Annotated in this window: 11 protein-coding genes and 2 tRNA genes; 4 read left to right on the top strand and 9 right to left on the bottom strand. The window is 43.4% G+C overall.

Translation table 11 applies throughout. The features are described from left to right. The first annotated feature begins 90 nt into the window (after positions 1–90). Positions 91–1,470 carry a magnesium transporter gene (gene mgtE, locus H8B21_RS15885; protein ID WP_190314711.1) on the top strand — a complete coding sequence of 460 codons (1,380 nt, stop codon included), beginning with the start codon at positions 91–93 and terminating at the stop codon, positions 1,468–1,470. 32 nt (positions 1,471–1,502) lie between these two features. Here mgtE and H8B21_RS15880 read toward each other — a convergent pair whose 3' ends face one another. From H8B21_RS15880 to H8B21_RS15870, 3 genes are read right to left on the bottom strand one after another with little or no spacing between them, the layout of a single operon-like run. After that, positions 1,503–4,034, bottom strand: coding sequence for an ABC transporter permease (locus H8B21_RS15880; RefSeq protein WP_190314710.1), 2,532 nt, complete (start codon positions 4,032–4,034; stop codon positions 1,503–1,505). Beyond that, positions 4,031–4,699 (bottom strand): ABC transporter ATP-binding protein, encoded by a 669-nt coding sequence (locus H8B21_RS15875; protein WP_190314709.1) that lies wholly within the window; start codon positions 4,697–4,699, stop codon positions 4,031–4,033. The genes H8B21_RS15880 and H8B21_RS15875 overlap by 4 nt, the downstream gene beginning before the upstream one ends. Before the next feature lie 9 nt (positions 4,700–4,708). Beyond that, positions 4,709–5,395, bottom strand: coding sequence for an arylesterase (locus H8B21_RS15870; protein WP_190314708.1), 687 nt, complete (start codon positions 5,393–5,395; stop codon positions 4,709–4,711). A 286-nt stretch (positions 5,396–5,681) separates the two neighbouring features. Between H8B21_RS15870 and H8B21_RS15865 the strand changes: the two genes are divergently transcribed. Both H8B21_RS15865 and H8B21_RS15860 read left to right on the top strand, forming a co-directional pair. Further along, positions 5,682–5,755: transfer RNA gene (locus H8B21_RS15865), tRNA-Asn, on the top strand. A 289-nt stretch (positions 5,756–6,044) separates the two neighbouring features. Next, a tRNA-Asn gene (locus H8B21_RS15860) sits at positions 6,045–6,118 on the top strand. A 65-nt stretch (positions 6,119–6,183) separates the two neighbouring features. Here the strand turns inward: H8B21_RS15860 and H8B21_RS15855 are convergent. Continuing rightward, a complete protein-coding gene (locus H8B21_RS15855) occupies positions 6,184–8,979 on the bottom strand; it encodes a TonB-dependent receptor (RefSeq protein ID WP_190314707.1) in 2,796 nt (931 codons plus the stop codon). 229 nt (positions 8,980–9,208) lie between these two features. On the opposite strand from H8B21_RS15855, the gene H8B21_RS15850 reads away from it, so the two are divergent. Next, positions 9,209–11,251 (top strand): heavy metal translocating P-type ATPase, encoded by a 2,043-nt coding sequence (locus H8B21_RS15850; RefSeq protein ID WP_190314706.1) that lies wholly within the window; start codon positions 9,209–9,211, stop codon positions 11,249–11,251. Here the strand turns inward: H8B21_RS15850 and H8B21_RS15845 are convergent. From H8B21_RS15845 to H8B21_RS15825, 5 genes are read right to left on the bottom strand one after another with little or no spacing between them, the layout of a single operon-like run. Further along, positions 11,248–12,768, bottom strand: a complete 1,521-nt coding sequence (locus H8B21_RS15845) for an AMP-binding protein (RefSeq protein ID WP_190314705.1) — start codon at positions 12,766–12,768, stop codon at positions 11,248–11,250. The two genes, H8B21_RS15850 and H8B21_RS15845, sit on opposite strands and share 4 nt — an antisense overlap. Next, positions 12,752–13,732 (bottom strand): hypothetical protein, encoded by a 981-nt coding sequence (locus H8B21_RS15840; RefSeq protein WP_190314704.1) that lies wholly within the window; start codon positions 13,730–13,732, stop codon positions 12,752–12,754. The genes H8B21_RS15845 and H8B21_RS15840 overlap by 17 nt, the downstream gene beginning before the upstream one ends. Then, complete coding sequence (locus H8B21_RS15835; protein ID WP_190314703.1) at positions 13,720–14,400, bottom strand: diacylglycerol/polyprenol kinase family protein; 681 nt, start codon at positions 14,398–14,400, stop codon at positions 13,720–13,722. Before H8B21_RS15835 ends, H8B21_RS15840 begins: the two co-directional genes overlap by 13 nt. Then, entirely contained in the window at positions 14,400–15,527 is a 1,128-nt protein-coding gene (locus H8B21_RS15830; RefSeq protein ID WP_317170402.1) for a DUF3419 family protein, read from the bottom strand. Before H8B21_RS15830 ends, H8B21_RS15835 begins: the two co-directional genes overlap by 1 nt. Beyond that, complete coding sequence (locus tag H8B21_RS15825; protein ID WP_190314702.1) at positions 15,478–18,114, bottom strand: PEP/pyruvate-binding domain-containing protein; 2,637 nt, start codon at positions 18,112–18,114, stop codon at positions 15,478–15,480. The genes H8B21_RS15830 and H8B21_RS15825 overlap by 50 nt, the downstream gene beginning before the upstream one ends. Positions 18,115–18,123 lie beyond the last annotated feature (9 nt).

The raw sequence follows: 18,123 nt of genomic DNA, 5'->3' as shown, positions 1-18,123 counted from the left end.
GTCTACTTTTTGTTATTACCAACTAAAAAGTCGACTTTTGCTGCGACAAAAATAATTTGATACCAATGTAGGATTTAAATAGGAGGGCTTATGGAAGAATTAGAAATGCAGATAGATCTTGTGGAAAATTGGATTGAGTCCGGTGATATCTCCCAACTGCAAGATTTTCTAAATGAGCAGAACATTTCCGACGTCGAAGAACTAATCGACAGTCTTCCAGAGCATGCCGCCCTATTTATAGAAACGCTTAATATAAACAGAGCTGTCCGCGTTTTCGGTATCTTGGATTTCCCGACGCAAGAACGGATATTCAAAAAATTATCAGCGAATAAAGCCCGCGAGCTGATTAACGAAATGCCTCCCGATGATCGTACGTCCTTTTTTAGTGAGTTAAAAGGTGACGTCGTCAAGCATCTTATCATCATGCTTTCTCCAGACGAGCGAAAAGAAGCTTTATCTCTTTTAGGTTATCCCGAAGATAGTGTGGGACGTTTGATGACGCCCGATTATATCACCGTGAAGCCTCATTGGACTATCACTCGGGTGTTAGACCACGTAAGACGCTATGGTAATGCATCGGAGACAATTGACGTATTATATGTTATCGATAATGAAGGTCGTTTGATGGATGACCTTCGTATTCGGGACATTCTTATATCAGACCCGGATACAAAGGTTGATGAGTTGATTGACAACCGGTTGATATCATTGCATGCCGACGATCCGCAAGAGGAAGCTGTCAATGTGTTCCGGATGAATAACCGGGTTGCCCTTCCAGTCGTGGACGAGCAGGATATTATGTTGGGCATCGTGACGATCGATGATATTCTCTGGGTAGCCAACGAAGAATATACCGAAGATATGCAACGTATTGGGGGTACGGAAGCGTTAGATGAACCTTATTTAGATGTCTCTATCTTCCATTTGGTAAAAAAGCGCGGGGGATGGTTGATTGTACTTTTCTTAGGACAATTGTTGACAGCGACCGTGATAGAGCATTTTGAAGGACAGCTGGAGAAAGCCGTTTTTCTGATGGCACTGATGCCCTTGATTATGTCTAGTGGAGGAAATAGTGGTTCCCAAGCATCAACGTTGATTATCCAGGCGATGGCGATGGGGGAAGTAACGTTGATGGATTGGTGGCGGGTAATGAAACGCGAAATACTTTCAGGATTATTCTTAGGGTTGATATTAGGTGCTTTAGGATTTGCCCGTATTGCGGGATGGGAAGCTTTTGCTCATGCGTATGGAGAATATTGGGTTTTGGTGGGATTAGTAGTCAGCTTATCCTTGGTAGGTGTGGTCATGTGGGGTTCTCTGACCGGCTCGATGCTTCCTTTCATCCTTCGTCGATTAGGTGCAGATCCGGCAAGTTCATCCGCACCATTTGTATCGACGTTGGTGGATGTTACGGGACTAATTATTTATTTCACTATTGCTACACTGATATTGGGTGGCGTGCTTTTATAGCCCCAGACCGATAGCGTTTGTGCAGAAATATGTTATTCTTTCCGCAGCGCCTCCAAAGGAGCGCGGTTCAGCACCGATAGGCTGTTGGTTATGCCTATACCGACCGTTAGTGTTGAAACAAGTACTGTCAGCACGAAAATAAAGACGATTGAAGGAGCAAAGACCGTTTCAAATATAAATATGCCCAAAAGATTACTTGCAATAAGTGCTATGATGATACCGGTAATTGAAGCCAGTATACCTAGCAGCAGATATTCGCTTGCTGTTATCGTAAATACCTGACGGCGGCTGGCGCCTATAGTCCGCAAAAGCACATTTTCTCTTAAACGCTGATATTTACTGATTCTTACAGACGCGATTAAAACCACAAGCCCGGTCAGAATACTAAAAGAGCCGATAAATTGGATGACAAAGGCGATTCTTTGCAACAGGCTCTCCAAAATATCAATAGCGGTATTGATATCGATAACGGACACATTGGGAAAGCGATTGACAATCGCTTGCTGAAATGTGGCTGATTGATTTTCGTCGTCAACGTGCGTCATCATCAGATAAAACTTTGGAGCGTTGTCAATACTGCCTTTTGCAAAAACCACCCTAAAATTTGATTGAAAACGGTTCCAGTCCACTTCTCGAAAGCTGCTTACTATGGCTGGTATTTCAACCCCCTGTACGTTGAACAGCAAACTGTCTCCAATCGCTACGCCGATTCTGTTCGCATAACTTTTTTCCAAAGATACTTGTCCTACTTCTCCCGGTGTTGTACTGCCTATCCAGTGACCTTCTGCCACTTTCTCGGATAACGTGAGCGAATCTCGGAAGGTAGCCCGGATTTCTCCCCTGAACGATCTCGCGGAAACAGTTGAAGTCGAATCCGATAGGTAATCATTTGCCCTTTTACCATTGATGGCCGTGAGCTGCATGGTGATAATCGGAACATCCTCTACAATAGGCAATCCTGCTTCGCGCGTCATGTTTTTAATGGTATCGCGTTGTGGAGGTTGGATATCAAAAAGTACCATGTTGGCCTGGTTTTCGGCTGATGCTATCTTCACACGTTGCAAAAGCATATCCTGCACGAAAAATAAGGTTGCAATCAAGGCAGTACCTAACCCAATCGAAATCAATAATACAATCGTTTGATTGTTCGGTCGGTATAGATTGGATAGGCCCTGTCTCCATAGATACGGCCATTTTTTTGGAAAATACCGTCTGATTAAATACATGAAGCCGTTTGCCACACCGTATAGGAGAGCAAATGTAAGACCTAAACCCGAGATAAAAAATAAGGTTTGTGTCCATTCATTCAGCTGTAGACGGGCAAATACAATTATAAAAATCAATATCAATAAATAGATCCACCACCTCAGGCTGTCTTTCCATAATGGTTGGGGCTCATCGCTGACCCGTAATGAATGTAAAGGAGAAATATGTCTCACGGAAATAAGAGGCAATAAAGCAAACAGGACGGAAATTACTAATCCCAAGCCTATACCCTCCGTTATCGCTTTCAAGGATATTCGATTGCTCAGCGCAACGGGGACAATATCTTGCATAACAATGGGAATCGCATACTGGATTAGTGTTCCCAACGTAGCACCTAATATGCCACCTATTAAACCGATGGATGCAAATTGCACCAGAAAGATAAAAAAGGCTTGACGCGAACTCGTTCCCAGACACCGCAGTATGGCCACCGATACCAATTTTTCCCGAATATAAATGTGGACGGCACTCGAGACACCGATACAACCCAATAGCAACGCTACGAAACCGACAAGCTCCATGAAATGAGCCATGTCGGAGAAGGAACGTCCTGTATTTTCTTTCGTAGTCGATACCGTGGCACTGCGCAGTTGTAGCTGTGAGAGGCGTTCTTTCTGTTGTTCTACAAAATCGTCCGCCCGCAATTGGGAGGGGAATTTGAAATAGTAATGGTATTCGATCCGGCTTCCGGTTTGTTGCAGCCCACTATTTTCAAGGTGTGCCAAAGGAACAAATACCGTGGGGGCCATGGCGCCGCGCATGGCTGTTTGTCCTGGTTGCGCCACAAGGTTTCCACTGACAACGAAATCGTTTATGCCCAGTTGAACTGAATCTCCCACCTCGGCGCCATACTGTATCAGAAGTGTTTTCTCGACAAGAACTTCTGGCTCTTTTCCGAACCGTTTATAGGCGTCATGCGGTAGCGTTTCCAAATTTCCATAGAAAGGAAAATCGCCTGTTAAAGCACGGACTTGCACTAAACGCGAGCCATCGGCTTTTGGAAAACGGATCATCGACATAAACCGCTCTTCAGTTGCCATTTGCTCGCTTAAGTTCTTGATGGAATCGATGAAAGCCAATGTGGAACTGTCGGGTTTTCGCGTGCTCCGTAAATCTAGATCGGCACCGATAAGTAGCGCCGCCTGCTTATCGATATCCCGTTTTAGATTTTTGTTAAAGGATTTCATAGCGACCAGTGCCGCGATACCGAATACAATGGAAGAAATAAAAAGCAACAACCTGGAGCGGTTTTTTCGGCTATCACGCCATGCCATCAAGAAAATCCATCGCCAATTCATGCTATCGTTCCTCCTTTAATGGGGATTATACGTTGTGTTTTTGCCGCGAGTTCCATATCGTGGGTAACAACGACCAATGTCGTCCCTGATTCACGGTTGAGCTCAAAGAGCATATCTTCTACCACCTTGCTGGTTTCTGCATCAAGGTTTCCCGTCGGTTCGTCTGCAAACAATATCTTTGGACTATTGGCAAATGCGCGAGCTAAAGACACGCGTTGCTGTTCTCCGCCGGATAGTTGTGATGGGTAATGGCCAGCTCTTGTTGACAAGCCCACGCGATCCAGTAAAGCAATGGCCTTATCATTCATATTTCGCATGCCGCGTAGTTCCATGGGAACCAGTACATTTTCGAGTGCAGTGAGTGTAGGGAGCAATTGGAAGTTCTGGAACACGAATCCAACATGTTCATTGCGTACCTGTGCCAATTGATCTTCCGTAAGACCGTTGAGTTTTATCCCGTTCAAGGTGATCGTTCCTTCACTGCATTGATCCAAACCGGCACATAAACCTAGCAAAGTTGTTTTACCACTACCTGAAGGCCCAACTATGGATACCGTGTCGCCGGTATTGATCTCGAAGCTGATGTTTTTTAAAATAGGGATGACGGTATTGCCAAGATTATAATTTTTAGAAACTTGGTCCAATTGTAAAATAGTGGATGACATAGTTGTTTTTTAGAGTAAGGGTTCTAGAACAGCCCAGACATTATGTGCCAGAATTTTTTGTCCTTCGGCAGTCGGGTGCACCGCATCTGCTTGATTTAAATCTCCTATACCTGCCACATTATCCAGCAGAAAAGGTACCAGAGCCATATTGTATTGTTTGGCTAGGCGAGGAAACAGCGCTTCGAATTCGTTGAAGTAGTCCTGCCCCATGCTAGGGGGCACTTTCATTCCAGCAAGTACTAATTTGCAATCGGGGTTTGCTTTCAGCACTTTTTCTACAATATCGCTTAGATTTTCATAGGTGGATGTTGGAGATACACCTCGCAGTCCATCGTTGGCACCGAGTTCCAATACAAATATATCGACAGGTTGCTGTAATAACCAATCTATACGTTCTTTTCCTCCGGCACTTGTTTCTCCACTCAGCCCTGCGTTTATACAATGGTAGGGTAGATCTAAGGAATCTATTTTTGCTTGTATCAGTGCGGGAAAAGCCTCTTGCGGATCATCTAAACCATAGCCTGCTGTCAGACTATTGCCGAAAAAAAGAATGTTGCGAATGGTTTCTTTTTTAGCGGGGGACTCCTGCTCATTTTTTTCGTTTTTGTTTTCGGTGGTGTGCGATGTTCCGTTATTACAGGATAACAGTAAAATGCCAAAAAATAAATAGGAATAACGTCTTAAAATATCAATCATAACACTAATTTTTCTTCGTCCCCGCTACATAAGGAGTTAAAGTAGGAAATTATTATAAAAAAAACAATATTTTGTCGTTTCCCCATCATTTTATTGGATATGCTACTGCGAAAAGCTTGAAGCTTTTTCGAATCGAAAATTTAAAGTATTGACTTACAAATTGTTTGTGTTTTTGCTTTAAATATGCAGCAAAACGAGTTTGTGGATTTAAAAATATTGTTTAATATTGCACCCGTTAATCAAGAACATTGGCTTCTAAAGTTGCTTGATAGAAACAAAAATAAATTCCTCAGTAGCTCAGCAGGTTAGAGCATCTGACTGTTAATCAGAGGGTCGCTGGTTCGAGCCCAGCCTGAGGAGCCCAATAAAAAAGCCGTTTTTCGATAAGGAAAACGGCTTTTTTGCTTTCTAAGCGAAGATTAGCTGATGGCACTTACAATGTGAAAATATGTGTTTATCACGTTCCTGTTAAACTGGTTCTGGGATATTTTTGATGGAATTTGGCGTGCTTCAGGAAAAATAGGTCAACCATAACCAGATCTTTAAAAGGGGCATATTTTATTAAATTATTTTTGGGATATTAAAAACTAAACTTTATCTTTGTATCACTTTAGAAAAGCGGGTCAAATTGCATTCTAGAGCACAAAATTCCTGAATAGCTCAGCAGGTTAGAGCATCTGACTGTTAATCAGAGGGTCGCTGGTTCGAGCCCAGCTTCAGGAGCAAATAAAAAAGCTGTTTTTCGATAAGAAAAACGGCTTTTTTATTTTTATAATAACTAAGAGATTCTATTTACTTGGCGTAGTCAGAAATTTGAATACTAACCCTAACATAAAATACTGTCTTAAGGTCAGCTGCTCACTGTAGTAGTTCGCATTACCGGAACTGCCTAAATTGACATTTTGGTTTTGGTTCAAAATATCGAAGGCAGTGAATTTCAATTCGCCTTTTCGTTGCAAGAGGGGGTAGTATAGCGAGGCATTAACTACATGCAGATTGGTACGATCCTTTCGCAAGCTTTGTGGTTGGTTTTGGAGCGTGTAAGAAGTTTCCAGACGGAATTTAGCCAAGTTATCGACACGGAAACCCGTCCCGATGCTATGTCTTATATTAGAGATGTCGCGGAAGTTTTCCGAAGGCCACGCATAGCGGGTACCGCTGATGCCAATCGAGTATGTCGGGATAAGTATAATATTGTTTTTATAAGATAGATTGATGGTACTCTGGATATTGCCATAGCCGCGGTTGCCCCTGTTTTCTTCGCCGTTGACCATGCTATAAGATGACGATATAGAACTATAACCGTTGAGATTCATCGAAATTTGCCAATCTTTCTTCGTAGCGAAGCGTTTACTGAGATGTCCGTACATGTAAATTTGATCATTACCAGCGGTTTGGTATTGACCGTTGGTCGATTGGGAGTTTTCGATATCATAGGTACGCTGATATCCTATGCTGTTGTCATACCTGGAATAACTAATCGAACTGCTAAAACTTAGGTTGATCTTGCTGAAGTTCTTTTGGTAACGGAGCTGCATACTTTGCTCCATTTGGTTATCGAAATAGGGGCTGGCTAAGGTAATAGAAGTTGGGTAGAGATTCGAGTTCACGGCGACGATAGCATAAAAGCCGGGCAACTGAACGCTCTTATTATAGGAAGCTGTGATACCCGCATAGGTTACGGAAGCGTTGGGTAACCAGTAATAATGGCGATCCTTTAGATCGGCTGTCTGATCATAGTAATGATATGTACGTCCTAACGACAGCCACTCGGTACCTGCAGAGAGTTTTACTTTCTTATTAAAGATACTTGCATTTAGTTTGGTTCCCACATAAGTAAAATCAAATGTACCCTGTTTATTGTTAGCCACATCATTACGATTGGTATATTCATCTACGTTGATACGGTTGTTAATGTCCTCCAGATTTTGGTTTTGCTGCCAGTTGTAACGCGCATACCAGTCCCAATTGATTTGTTTTCGCACCGGTATCTGTATGTTAACATGATTATTGATGTCAGTGGTATTGCCATTACTGTAGCGTAGGGTAGATTGGTCTACCGTACTGTCGTTAAACAGATAATAGTGGTTCCAAGAATTGTTATGATTCCTGTTGGTTGATTGTTGCCTGTTTCCCGTCTGTCGGAAAGAGAGTAAAATGTTAGCATGTCGGAGTTTTTTTTCTCCATAGAGGTTATAGCGGAAGTTCGTGCGGTGAGTCTTGGAGCCACTTTCACTCTCACCGTCCTGCACGGGATTGGAAGACTCCCGTATGGTGTTTACAGTATACCAGGAATCGTTGGTATTTTGGCGAAAATCTATGGTTCCGTCTAACGAGACCATGGAGGTTGTATCAGGCCGGTAGCGGATAAAAGTACGGATTTTATGGGAATTATTGATGTATGTTCCACTGTTCTGATTCGCGGAAAACTCCGTGATTGCATCATAAAAGCTGGTGCTGTTTCCGTTACTTTCGGTAATGTCATCTTGTTTCTCAAAGGTATACATGAGGTTAGTTTTTAGTTTTTTGCCGATATCATAATTCGCATTGATTCCGAGTGATATCTTATGTTGTAATCCACCGTAACTATAATAGGATGTGCCTCCGGCCTCTGCCCGAGCCATCCCGCCGTACTGCCTGAGCTCGCTATAATCAAACCCTTGTCGGCTGATATTATTTCCATAACCAATAAAACTGATTTGTAACGTATCGCGGAAGGTGTTAACGAGTGCTCCGGCTTCGTAGCGCTCACGCGTACCACCGCTACCGTAGAATTTGCCAAAGTCAGCCTTCACAAACTCCTTCTTCGTCTTAAGATTGATCACAATAGGTAAATCTGTATCGTCCAATATCTCTCTCTTGGATTCACCTTTGTCTTTGATAACCTGTACAACATCCACTAATGAGGCATCCAGATTTCGCGTTGCTAGGGTGATATCCTGTGCAAAAAAATCCTTGTTGTTAACACGTATGCCCGAAACCTGCCGACCTTGATAATAAATCGTGCCATCCCCATTTACTTGTAATCCCGGTAGCAATTGCAGTAACTCTTCCACATTGGCATTCGGACGCGTCTTGAAATAATCTGCCTTATACTCTAGTGTGTCTCCGTTCATGCGGATTGGGGCAACGTGGTTAACTACCACCTCGTCCAGCTGTTGCCCTGCCATTCGGATGGTATCTAGATTACGTTTTTCCTTCGGTTCAAGCGTAACCTTTTGACGATACGGCTCACTATTGATATGCGTAATGTAAAGCAACAGTTCGGACCTTGCCGGAATGCGTACAAGGTCAAACCGACCGCGGTCGTCTGATAGGGTATAACTAAGAACTGTAGAGTCTGTGGCGCGCACAATGCTAACAGTAGCTTTGGCAAGAGGCTCGTCGCCGGCATCTACTATAATCCCGTTGATAGTACCTGTTTGTGCATAAAGCGTCGCGGACCATCCCAAACACCCGATTATTATCAATAAAACGTTTACAATAATAGGTACAGTGATAAGTTGAGTTGAAAGCGTGACGCAGGTTTTTGACGGACTTTGGGAATAGACGTTTTTAGAAAAAGGGACAATTTTTCGTAGCATAGGTCAATATGTTCAGTAGCTTCATATTTAGTAATGTTGGACAGTTAGTCGTTTCTTTTCGTACTAAAGATATAATAATCTTTGGTTCTTTTTTGCCTTTTAACAAAAGTTAACGTGTTAAGCAAGGAGAAGTTATGATAGGAAGGATATTTGATTTACAGCGTTATTTTATGGAACTTTACGTGAAGTTGTTATATTGACGTCTCAGATAGATAGCGTAAAGGATAAAATGGCACACCAACATACATACGATGCGGAAGGCAAGCAGCTTTGTTGTACAGCAGAAGAAAAAATATATACCAAAGCAGACGCAGCAAACTTTATAGAAGAAGATGGTTGTTGCAGTACAAAAAAGCATCGTCACGAAGAACATGATCATGATCATGGACACGAACATTCCGACATGGAAGGCAGCATTTTCAAGCTATTTATGCCTGCTGTTATTTCCCTCGTGTTGTTGCTTGCAGGTATTGCTATGGATCATGTGTTCCCCCAAACCTGGTTTACAGGTTGGGTAAGGGGCATCTGGTATGTGGTTGCTTATATTCCAGTTGGTCTGCCCGTGCTCAAAGAAGCCGTGGAGAGTATGGGTAAGGGCGATGTATTCTCGGAATTTTTTCTCATGGGTATTGCCACGGTCGGTGCATTTGCCATTGGCGAATATCCAGAAGGTGTTGCCGTTATGTTATTTTATAGTGTTGGTGAAGTATTCCAGACGATGGCGGTTTCGAAAGCAAAGTCAAACATCAAATCCCTGCTTGACCAACGACCTGATGAAGTAACTATCTTAAGAAACAATGAACCACAAACCATAAAGGCGGAAGCCGTAGACATTGGAGCGATCATACAGCTGAAGCCGGGAGAAAAACTCGGCTTGGATGGTGAATTATTATCAGACTCGGCATCGTTCAATACATCAGCATTAACGGGAGAAAGTAGACCCGATACGAAAAATAAAGGCGAAACGGTTTTGGCAGGTATGATCAATCTCCATACCGTATCACAAGTAAAGGTAACAACAGCTTACACCGATAGCAAATTGAGTAAGATATTGGCTTTGGTACAAAACGCATCCTCCCAGAAAGCGCCGACAGAATTGTTTATACGAAAGTTTGCTAAAATATACACACCCATTGTGGTGTTCCTCGCCATCGGAATTACGTTTTTACCTGCATTGTTTGTTGCAGACTACGTATTTACCGACTGGCTGTATAGGGCCTTGGTATTCCTCGTTATTTCCTGCCCCTGTGCTTTGGTCATTTCTATCCCATTGGGTTATTTTGGTGGTATTGGAGCAGCTAGTAGAAATGGTATTCTGATAAAAGGGAGTAATTTTTTAGATACCCTTGCCCGTATCCAAAATGTAGTCATGGATAAGACCGGAACAATGACCGAGGGCGTTTTTAACGTACAGGAGGTTAATTTTAATGCGGAATTTGATAAAGATGAAATGCTTCAAATGGTTAATGTTCTGGAAAGTCAGAGTACACATCCCGTTGCTACGGCAATTCATCATTATGTCGGAGACGTAGATCATTCCATCGAGCTTGTCCATACAGAAGAAATTGCAGGCCATGGACTGAAAGCTACCATTCATGGAAAAGAGCTGTTGGTCGGTAATTTCAAACTGATGGATAAATTTGGGATCGAATATAATTTAGATCTCGACCGTATTGTCTATACGGCGATTGCCGTTGCCTATGACCACAAATTCGTGGGGTATATGACGATTGCAGACAATATCAAAGCGGATGCTCAATTGACAATTGATAAGTTGAAATCTCTTGGTGTAAAGTCAACCATGTTGAGTGGTGATAAGCACACCGTTGTAGACCATGTGGCCAAAACTTTGGGCATTCCGAATGCGTTTGGAGATCTATTGCCGGAAGATAAAGTAAATAAGATAAAAGAGATCAAAGCCAAAGGTGAAAGTGTTGCTTTTGTCGGCGATGGCGTGAATGATGCGCCTGTCGTGGCATTGAGTGATGTGGGAATAGCGATGGGTGGACTGGGAAGCGATGCTACTATCGAAACGGCAGACGTGGTCATCCAAGACGACAAACCGAGCAAGATCCCGATGGCAATTCATATCGGCAAGCAGACAAAGAAAATTGTATGGCAAAATATCGGATTAGCTTTCGGTGTCAAAGCCATTGTACTCATTCTCGGAGCAGGAGGATTAGCGACCATGTGGGAAGCTGTTTTTGCCGATGTAGGTGTAGCATTGTTGGCGATCTTGAATGCCATAAGAATACAGCGGATGACATTCTAGATTAACTTGCCGTACTCAATCTTGGAATGGTGGCGGGGATCTCTGGGCAGCTGCTGGAATTTTACGGTTGCTATCTTAAATGGCAGTTGTTGAAGCTCAGCTAGGACATGTTCCTTCGTTGATGGGGTTTCTTCGGTTAATTCGATAAATACCCTTATATCGTTGCCGTCGGAAAGAATCGTTCCCATTTCCACGCCGTTGATAGACTGCACGAAGTTTTCAAAAACAAAAGTAGAGAGCCAATCTTCTCCTTGCGGGATGAGCGTATTGCACCTCCCCGTGAGGAATAAGCGTTCGTCCCGGATATAACCACTGTCGCCCGTTCGGTGCCAATAGATACCGTCAATCAAGATCTTATTAACCCGAAGAGCTTGTTCATTTTCATAATATTGGGTGAGCACATGGGGACCGGAAACAACGATTTCACCCCATACACCTTCTGGCTGTTGCATACGCGCAAACGTCTCCGAAGAAATATCGAAAAGAGGCTTATCTGTAATAGGAATAATCTTTACTTGCGCTTTATGAAAAATACACCCCACTGGTAAGCCTTGTTTTAGGTTGAATGTATGTGTTTCGGACGCCAATTCAGCTGCGGTTATGGAGCTAATAGGCTCCGCTTCCGTGGAACCGTAGAGAACTTGTACATTTTTATCCCGGAATGCCTTGTTGTATAGTTTCGCTTCTTTTAAAAATACAGGCGCGCCTCCGGTAAAGATATCGTTCAATTCCGGCAATGAAATTTTGTGTTCGGAAACATGTTCGGCAATGCGTTTGATAAAATAGGGGGAAGCTACCAGTCTTGTAACCCGATAGTCCCGCAACTGTTTTGCTATTTTTCGCGGCTGGATCTTCGTAGGTTTCGATGGGTTGAAGTCAGCAATCACGGAAGTCGATCCCACGGCAAGATTGATAAGCAAAACAATGGGCAGGACGGACATGTCCACATCCGACGGCTTAGCTTGGATCTCCTCCTCCAGTGCTTTAAACTGTTCGTATAAAAAGCCATGTGTCCGCAGTGCTGCTTTTGGCGTTCCGGTACTGCCTGTCGTAAACGTAATTAGTGCTGCGTCTTCCAACAGTGTCTGACACATTTGTTCATTTCCATCTCCAGAATAAGACAATCCTAACTTAATCGGAATCTGCCGGATGCCTTTAGAAAGGAAACGCAGTACATGGGCTTTCCAACTACCCACGAACGCTTTGCAATCCGCGATTTGGCAGCATGTATCCAGACGGTCTATCTTGCTCCATTGATCGACAAAGACGACGGTTGCTCCCAGATAGAACAGCGCCAACACATTTCGGTAGAGATCAATGCCCATCGGTACAAACAGTAAAACTCGGTCACCTCTTCGTATCCCTTTTTGTCTGAAGTAGTTTGCCGTTAGCCGAACATGCTGTGCGAGTTCTGAAAAAGTAATTTTATCACCGTTTTTATCCCAGATAGCGGTTTTGTCAGGATACTTTTCGGCGTTATGCATAAACAGACCAGCGATGTTAAATGGATTTTCCATAGAGCGTGTAGGTTTTTAATAGGTGTCCATTGTACTGATCGGATAGGGGAGTTGCGTCTCCTTCATCAATCATCAAAGCATAAATAATCTGCTGATATTCTTTGGTTACAGCTTTTTGATAAAATTCGTCAACTAATACTAATCCTAGACCCCGATATAGTCGTTTTGGACTGCGGGCAAGTGTTTTGATGATTAAAGTTTTGCCAGCTGGGTTTAAAAGATCATCTGTGCCCAGCAGAACACCGACGATCTCACCCCCATGTTCCGCAATTTGGACAAACTCGGGTTTCAATACAGATTGCAACGGTAGGTATTTTTCTAAAAAAGACGATTCGCTGATCGGGCTGTACAGAAAGTTGTGTTTAAAAGAGTCGTGTAAAAACGGGTATAGTTTTTTTAAATCCGCCACGTAATTGTCCCGATCTAATCCCCGGATGATAACCCCATCACGAAGCAACCTGCTTTTTAACTGGTCGATTTTTTCATTTCGTCGTGGAACAACGGTGGCTATGGCCGAATAATAGTGTGCTATCGGCTCGAAGCCTATTGATTTCCACTGTTTGGCATAGTAAGGTTCGTGTTTCATCTCCATAAAGAACAAGGGTTTTTCGGGATGATTATGAAAGCGGTAGTTTTCCCAAGTTGAACCGTTCATCGGACCGATGAGGAAATCTACGCCCTGTTCTTTAGCTTGTTTTTCGATGGTATGAAACAGTTGCCGTACCGCCTCCTCGTTTTCCTGTGCCTTGTATGCACCCACCAGCCCAACATTTCTATCTTTATATGAAATACCCTTATTGATGTACAAAACGGCTTTTGCGAGATAAACACCTTGCTGTTTTACCGCGATGCCTGCATAGTAATGATCCGTGGGCATACGTTCATTCCCCTGCGATACATTTATTTGGGCAAATGCGTCGGATTGTTCTTTGATATAGATTTCGGTGATCATTAGATTATCCATGATTGTGTCAATAACATACTCGCTATGACTGTAAACGGAATCGAAACGTTATCGTAGCCGTCCCGGCTGACGGCCTCGGCGATAGTAGACCATAATGCGATGAATGCGAAAGCGAGCACTTTACTCGTATTCATCTCCGATAAATACAGGTATCGCCAACTGATGATAGCAATCAAAAACGCACTGATAAAGAAGGCTAGGGATCCTGTTGCGGTTTTCGTAGCTCCAGCTATTCGATAAGAACCCCACGGCCATTTTTTACCGCATAATGCCGCCAAAGGATCGCTAATAGCGAGTATCATGATGGGAAGATAATAATAAATATATTGATAGCCTTGATGGCTGTATGCAAGGTAACAACCATAAACGGCTACTGGATAAGCTAGGCTACCTACTGATTTGCGGTCGATTGCGTTGATAGATTTCAGCAAATGGAAGCGTAGCGAACAGATCAATATGACCGCAAATGAAGCACATAATAACAGTACCCACCAATGGTTGTCCAGTAGTACAGGGAAAAGTAAGGCCAGCAGTCCAGTGCCAAGATGCACAAACTTTCTTGTCAACTCGACTTTTACTTTAAGAACGTGATACAAGAACTCTCCGAGTGCAAAGAGTAGGAGATAACATCCTGCGAGGATAAGTGTATTTTTTAAGTTCGTTTCCATTACTTTTCTTCCACGATAAATTGATTGTAAAAGAAGCCGTTGTCATCCGCTGTCAGCTGTTGGGACAGTTTGCTCAGATAGCGTACTTCGGACGGAAAAATACCGGAGATACGGCGTGGCACCATCAGATTCCAGTAGCCTATTCTGCCACCATCTGCTAACAGCTTTATCAGTTTTTCCGCCGTTTCCGTAAAGAGCTTTTTATCCATGTATTCGAAGATATTGGATAAATTCATGCTATTAAATTGTCCATAATCCCGGGCTACCTGCTCGGCAAATCCTTGACGGATAACCAAGCTGTCCAAATTGCCCTTTATTTTATGGTAAGATTCCGGTTGTAGATAATGTGGCAATAGCGCACCGAAATTCCCTGTTAGGTTATAACGCAATATCGGATTTTGTTGGGCACCGACTTTTTTCAGCTGTTTTTCAGCTTTCTTGAAAATGTAAGAAGAAACGTCTATCCCTACTTCTTTTAGGAACTGCGGATCACGCCCCCATTTCCCCATGACCAAACGGCTAAAAAAGATGTTGAAGAATAAACGCCAACGCCAGCTATTCCATTTTTTGTGGTAAAAATGGACTTGTTCCAATTCGTTCTTTGGTGCCAATAATTGCTCAACCCGTCCTTTACTGTGGATGAAAGGCAACACGCTTTTGGCAAACAGCTGAAAATACCGCTCGAATTTCCCTTGGTGTATAATGCCTCGGGTTATCGTATAGGTATGTCGTTCCCAATATTGACGTACATCAACGGCTAATTCCTGTTTTAACTGTTGGAATAATTTCAGCCGGTCTGCTCCCTCGTGGAAACCTAGAAAAACAAGTACATCATCATAGTCCAAAGAACGGATAGCAGCTTTCTTCAATTCTACGAGATACAGTTGCGTCAGATTTACGTCTACAGCGACAACCAGTTCGGGATCAGCGGTAAGCATGGAAAAGCTGTTGTCCCCGGCGGAAGCGATGGATAAAATTTTCGAACCGCTTTGAGGTGCCAATCCCTGGAGCAGAATCTCCGGATCTTCCCAACAATTGGCGTAGCGGATAATGCTAAAATCAACTCTTTTATCCAGATTACCCATGCTGGTGACTTTCTTGTTCTTCTTCCAAAATCTTGATTTCACCTGTACTTCCATCCATCTCGATCCAATCGCCTGTTTTAACACGGGACAATAAACCTGTTACGCTGACAATACAGGGAATCCCCATTTCCCGGGAAACGATCGCCGAATGACTCAGAAGGCTGCCACGTTCCACAATGATGGCTCCGGCACTGGGAAAGAGCGTTACCCATCCCGGATCGGTACTGGTCGTCACCAGAATATCGCCATCCAAGGAGTCTATTTCATTCGGGTGGTGTACGACACGGGCTCTGGCTTTGACCTGCCCCGGACAGCAACCAATTCCTTTTAAGTCGCTTTCTATTATTTCTATCTTGCTCTTGCTGTAAAAATCATTGCTTTGGTACACAACGCCGTGGGTGCCGATACGTTCGGATGGCATTGGCATCTGCTGAAAGCGCTCGTGCTCTTCCTTCCGTACGGCAACGAGTGATTTTAGGTCGGTCGTTAAGCTGCGGCCCTCGATATAGGCAAAAATTTCTTCTTTGCTCAAAAAGAAGATGTCACGATCAAATTCCAGTATATCTTCCTCATGGAATCGCTTGCCGATATAGGTGAAAATCTCCCGTACCATACCGAAACCTCTGGTTCGTTCGTAGCGTAGGTTTTCGCGTGCACTCACCAAACCACGGGTGCGCTTCAGTGTTTTCTTGAAAATCCATTTTCTGAACGGTTTATAGCGTAGCGCTTTTTTCATAACGGCTTCTGCATCTGTACGGAGCTTTTCCTCTATTTGATTGGAGGTCTTAGCTGTTGTAATCCCCGATTCGACGTACGATTTCAGCACCTGTACAAATCGTGATGGATCTTGCGTATAGGAAATGGTCTCCAGTTTTAGTTCTCCAACACACCGCTCCCCGAAATCTGTTATGTACTGTTGGATCATCTGCATTGTTTTTTTGCTTTCGGGGAGATGGTCGTATAGTAAAAACTGCCAGATGTCTTCGGGCGTTTCGCGAAGAAACACTTGTTTTAAATAGGGCGTATCCGAAATATAGGTTGCCATCTCGACACTGCGGTGAATGGGTTGCGTCGAGATGATATCTGCGCTGCCGCATAGCAGGTCGTTGTGGATATTCGGGTGATTTTCTTTTGTATATTCCTCACAGCGTTTTTGGAGCAGTCCAAACCATATCATGGCAAAAAAATCGTTGAGTAGGGGGGCTTTCCATTGATGGAGCAGTGTACGTTCGAAATGAAGATATAGATTCATCAGTTCGTTGGCATCTTTGGATTGAAAATCTATCTTTTTGTACTTGTCAATCGTGCGATCCAATAAATTTTTGAACGCGATGCGCTGTTTGGGCAAGGTTCTGAAATGCCCGTACATTTTTAGGAGCATTTTTAGAATACGCCTCCATGCTTTACCTTTCGGCAAGAGGTAGCTTTCGGGCACATCGAAACTTTCTTTAACGCCCATCATTTGTTCCATAAAACGTGCATTCAGACTATATCCCGGGAGCATCGCCAATAAATGATACCAGGAGCGTAGGTTGTAATATACCCGCCCGTTAATGAATCCGAGCATATTCGCAAATACACGTTGATGGCGATGGATCGTCTGCTCATCTACACCCAAGATCGATACAAACATCTTATAGGCGGTTTCGTAGGATTGGTTGATAAAAGAAAAGGTCAACGGTGTGGTTACGCCGGGGTAAGATTCCACGATATTACTATTGTCCCATACGATGTATTCGCTTGTTGGATCGGGTAATTTTGAAAGTCCAGTAATCGGTCGCGTCTGCAAGATATAAAGGTTGTCATCCTTGACTGCAAATTCCACATCCTGATGCAGTCCGAATGCTTTTCTCAATTTGCTCAATAGCCGATCCAATTCCCAGATAACGCCATCTGAAATCGCTTGGTCATTCTGGTTAATTCTTGGCACGTCCACGAATACCGTTCCGCCTGTACCATCTGGATTCAGTATCAATTGCTGTTTTTTGCGAACCGTTTGTCGGTCGAGACGTCCATTTGCAATGATATAGTTATCTGCTTCCAGCTCACCGGACACCAAACCCTCGCCTACACCGAATACAGCCGATATCAGTTTCTCCTTCCGGTGTCCATTTGCGGGATTCATGCCAAAAGCGACTCCCGCAGCATCGGCATCAACCATTTCCTGTACAATAACGCCGATGCCTAAACTCGGGCCGAGATGGTTTGCCTGTCGGTAAGAAAGCACACGTTCCGAAAAAACGGATCGCCAGACATCTTTTATGCGATCCAATACCTGTTCTTTTTTGACATACAGATAACTTTCAAACTGTCCGGCAAAAGAATGTTGTCGTCCATCTTCTTCCAATGCAGAAGAACGTACTGCCAAATAGGTAACGTCAGCAAACAATTCGTTTAATTCAGCGTGTACGACAGGAGGGAAGACGTATCGGTCGATAGCATGCAATACATCTTTTGTATGCTCGATGGAGGAAACATGCTTGAAAACTTCAGCGAGGAAATCAGCAGGTAATACCGCCCATTTGGGAACAAGCACGCCTGATTGACCTAATTTCAATAGATTTTTGGCTTTGCCGCCTATTGCCGGATGTTCTATATATTGATATTGATTACCTTGAATAAAGATCATTTGTTTTTT

This window comes from Sphingobacterium chuzhouense (genome assembly GCF_014692525.1).
GTDB classification, from domain to species: Bacteria; Bacteroidota; Bacteroidia; order Sphingobacteriales; family Sphingobacteriaceae; genus Sphingobacterium; species Sphingobacterium chuzhouense.
Note: the sequence above shows the minus strand (reverse complement) of the source record. Positions and strands in the feature narration are given on the sequence as shown.

Excerpts from the sequence above, each read along its gene's own strand:
- mgtE (WP_190314711.1), top strand. The coding sequence starts at position 91 with ATGGAAGAATTAGAAATGCAGATAGATCTTGTGGAAAATTGGATTGAG.
- H8B21_RS15845 (WP_190314705.1), bottom strand. The coding sequence starts at position 12,768 with ATGGAAAATCCATTTAACATCGCTGGTCTGTTTATGCATAACGCCGAA.
- H8B21_RS15875 (WP_190314709.1), bottom strand. The coding sequence starts at position 4,699 with ATGTCATCCACTATTTTACAATTGGACCAAGTTTCTAAAAATTATAAT.
- H8B21_RS15870 (WP_190314708.1), bottom strand. The coding sequence starts at position 5,395 with ATGATTGATATTTTAAGACGTTATTCCTATTTATTTTTTGGCATTTTA.
- H8B21_RS15855 (WP_190314707.1), bottom strand. The coding sequence starts at position 8,979 with ATGCTACGAAAAATTGTCCCTTTTTCTAAAAACGTCTATTCCCAAAGT.
- H8B21_RS15850 (WP_190314706.1), top strand. The coding sequence starts at position 9,209 with ATGGCACACCAACATACATACGATGCGGAAGGCAAGCAGCTTTGTTGT.
- H8B21_RS15840 (WP_190314704.1), bottom strand. The coding sequence starts at position 13,732 with ATGGATAATCTAATGATCACCGAAATCTATATCAAAGAACAATCCGAC.
- H8B21_RS15835 (WP_190314703.1), bottom strand. The coding sequence starts at position 14,400 with ATGGAAACGAACTTAAAAAATACACTTATCCTCGCAGGATGTTATCTC.
- H8B21_RS15880 (WP_190314710.1), bottom strand. The coding sequence starts at position 4,034 with ATGAATTGGCGATGGATTTTCTTGATGGCATGGCGTGATAGCCGAAAA.
- H8B21_RS15825 (WP_190314702.1), bottom strand. The coding sequence starts at position 18,114 with ATGATCTTTATTCAAGGTAATCAATATCAATATATAGAACATCCGGCA.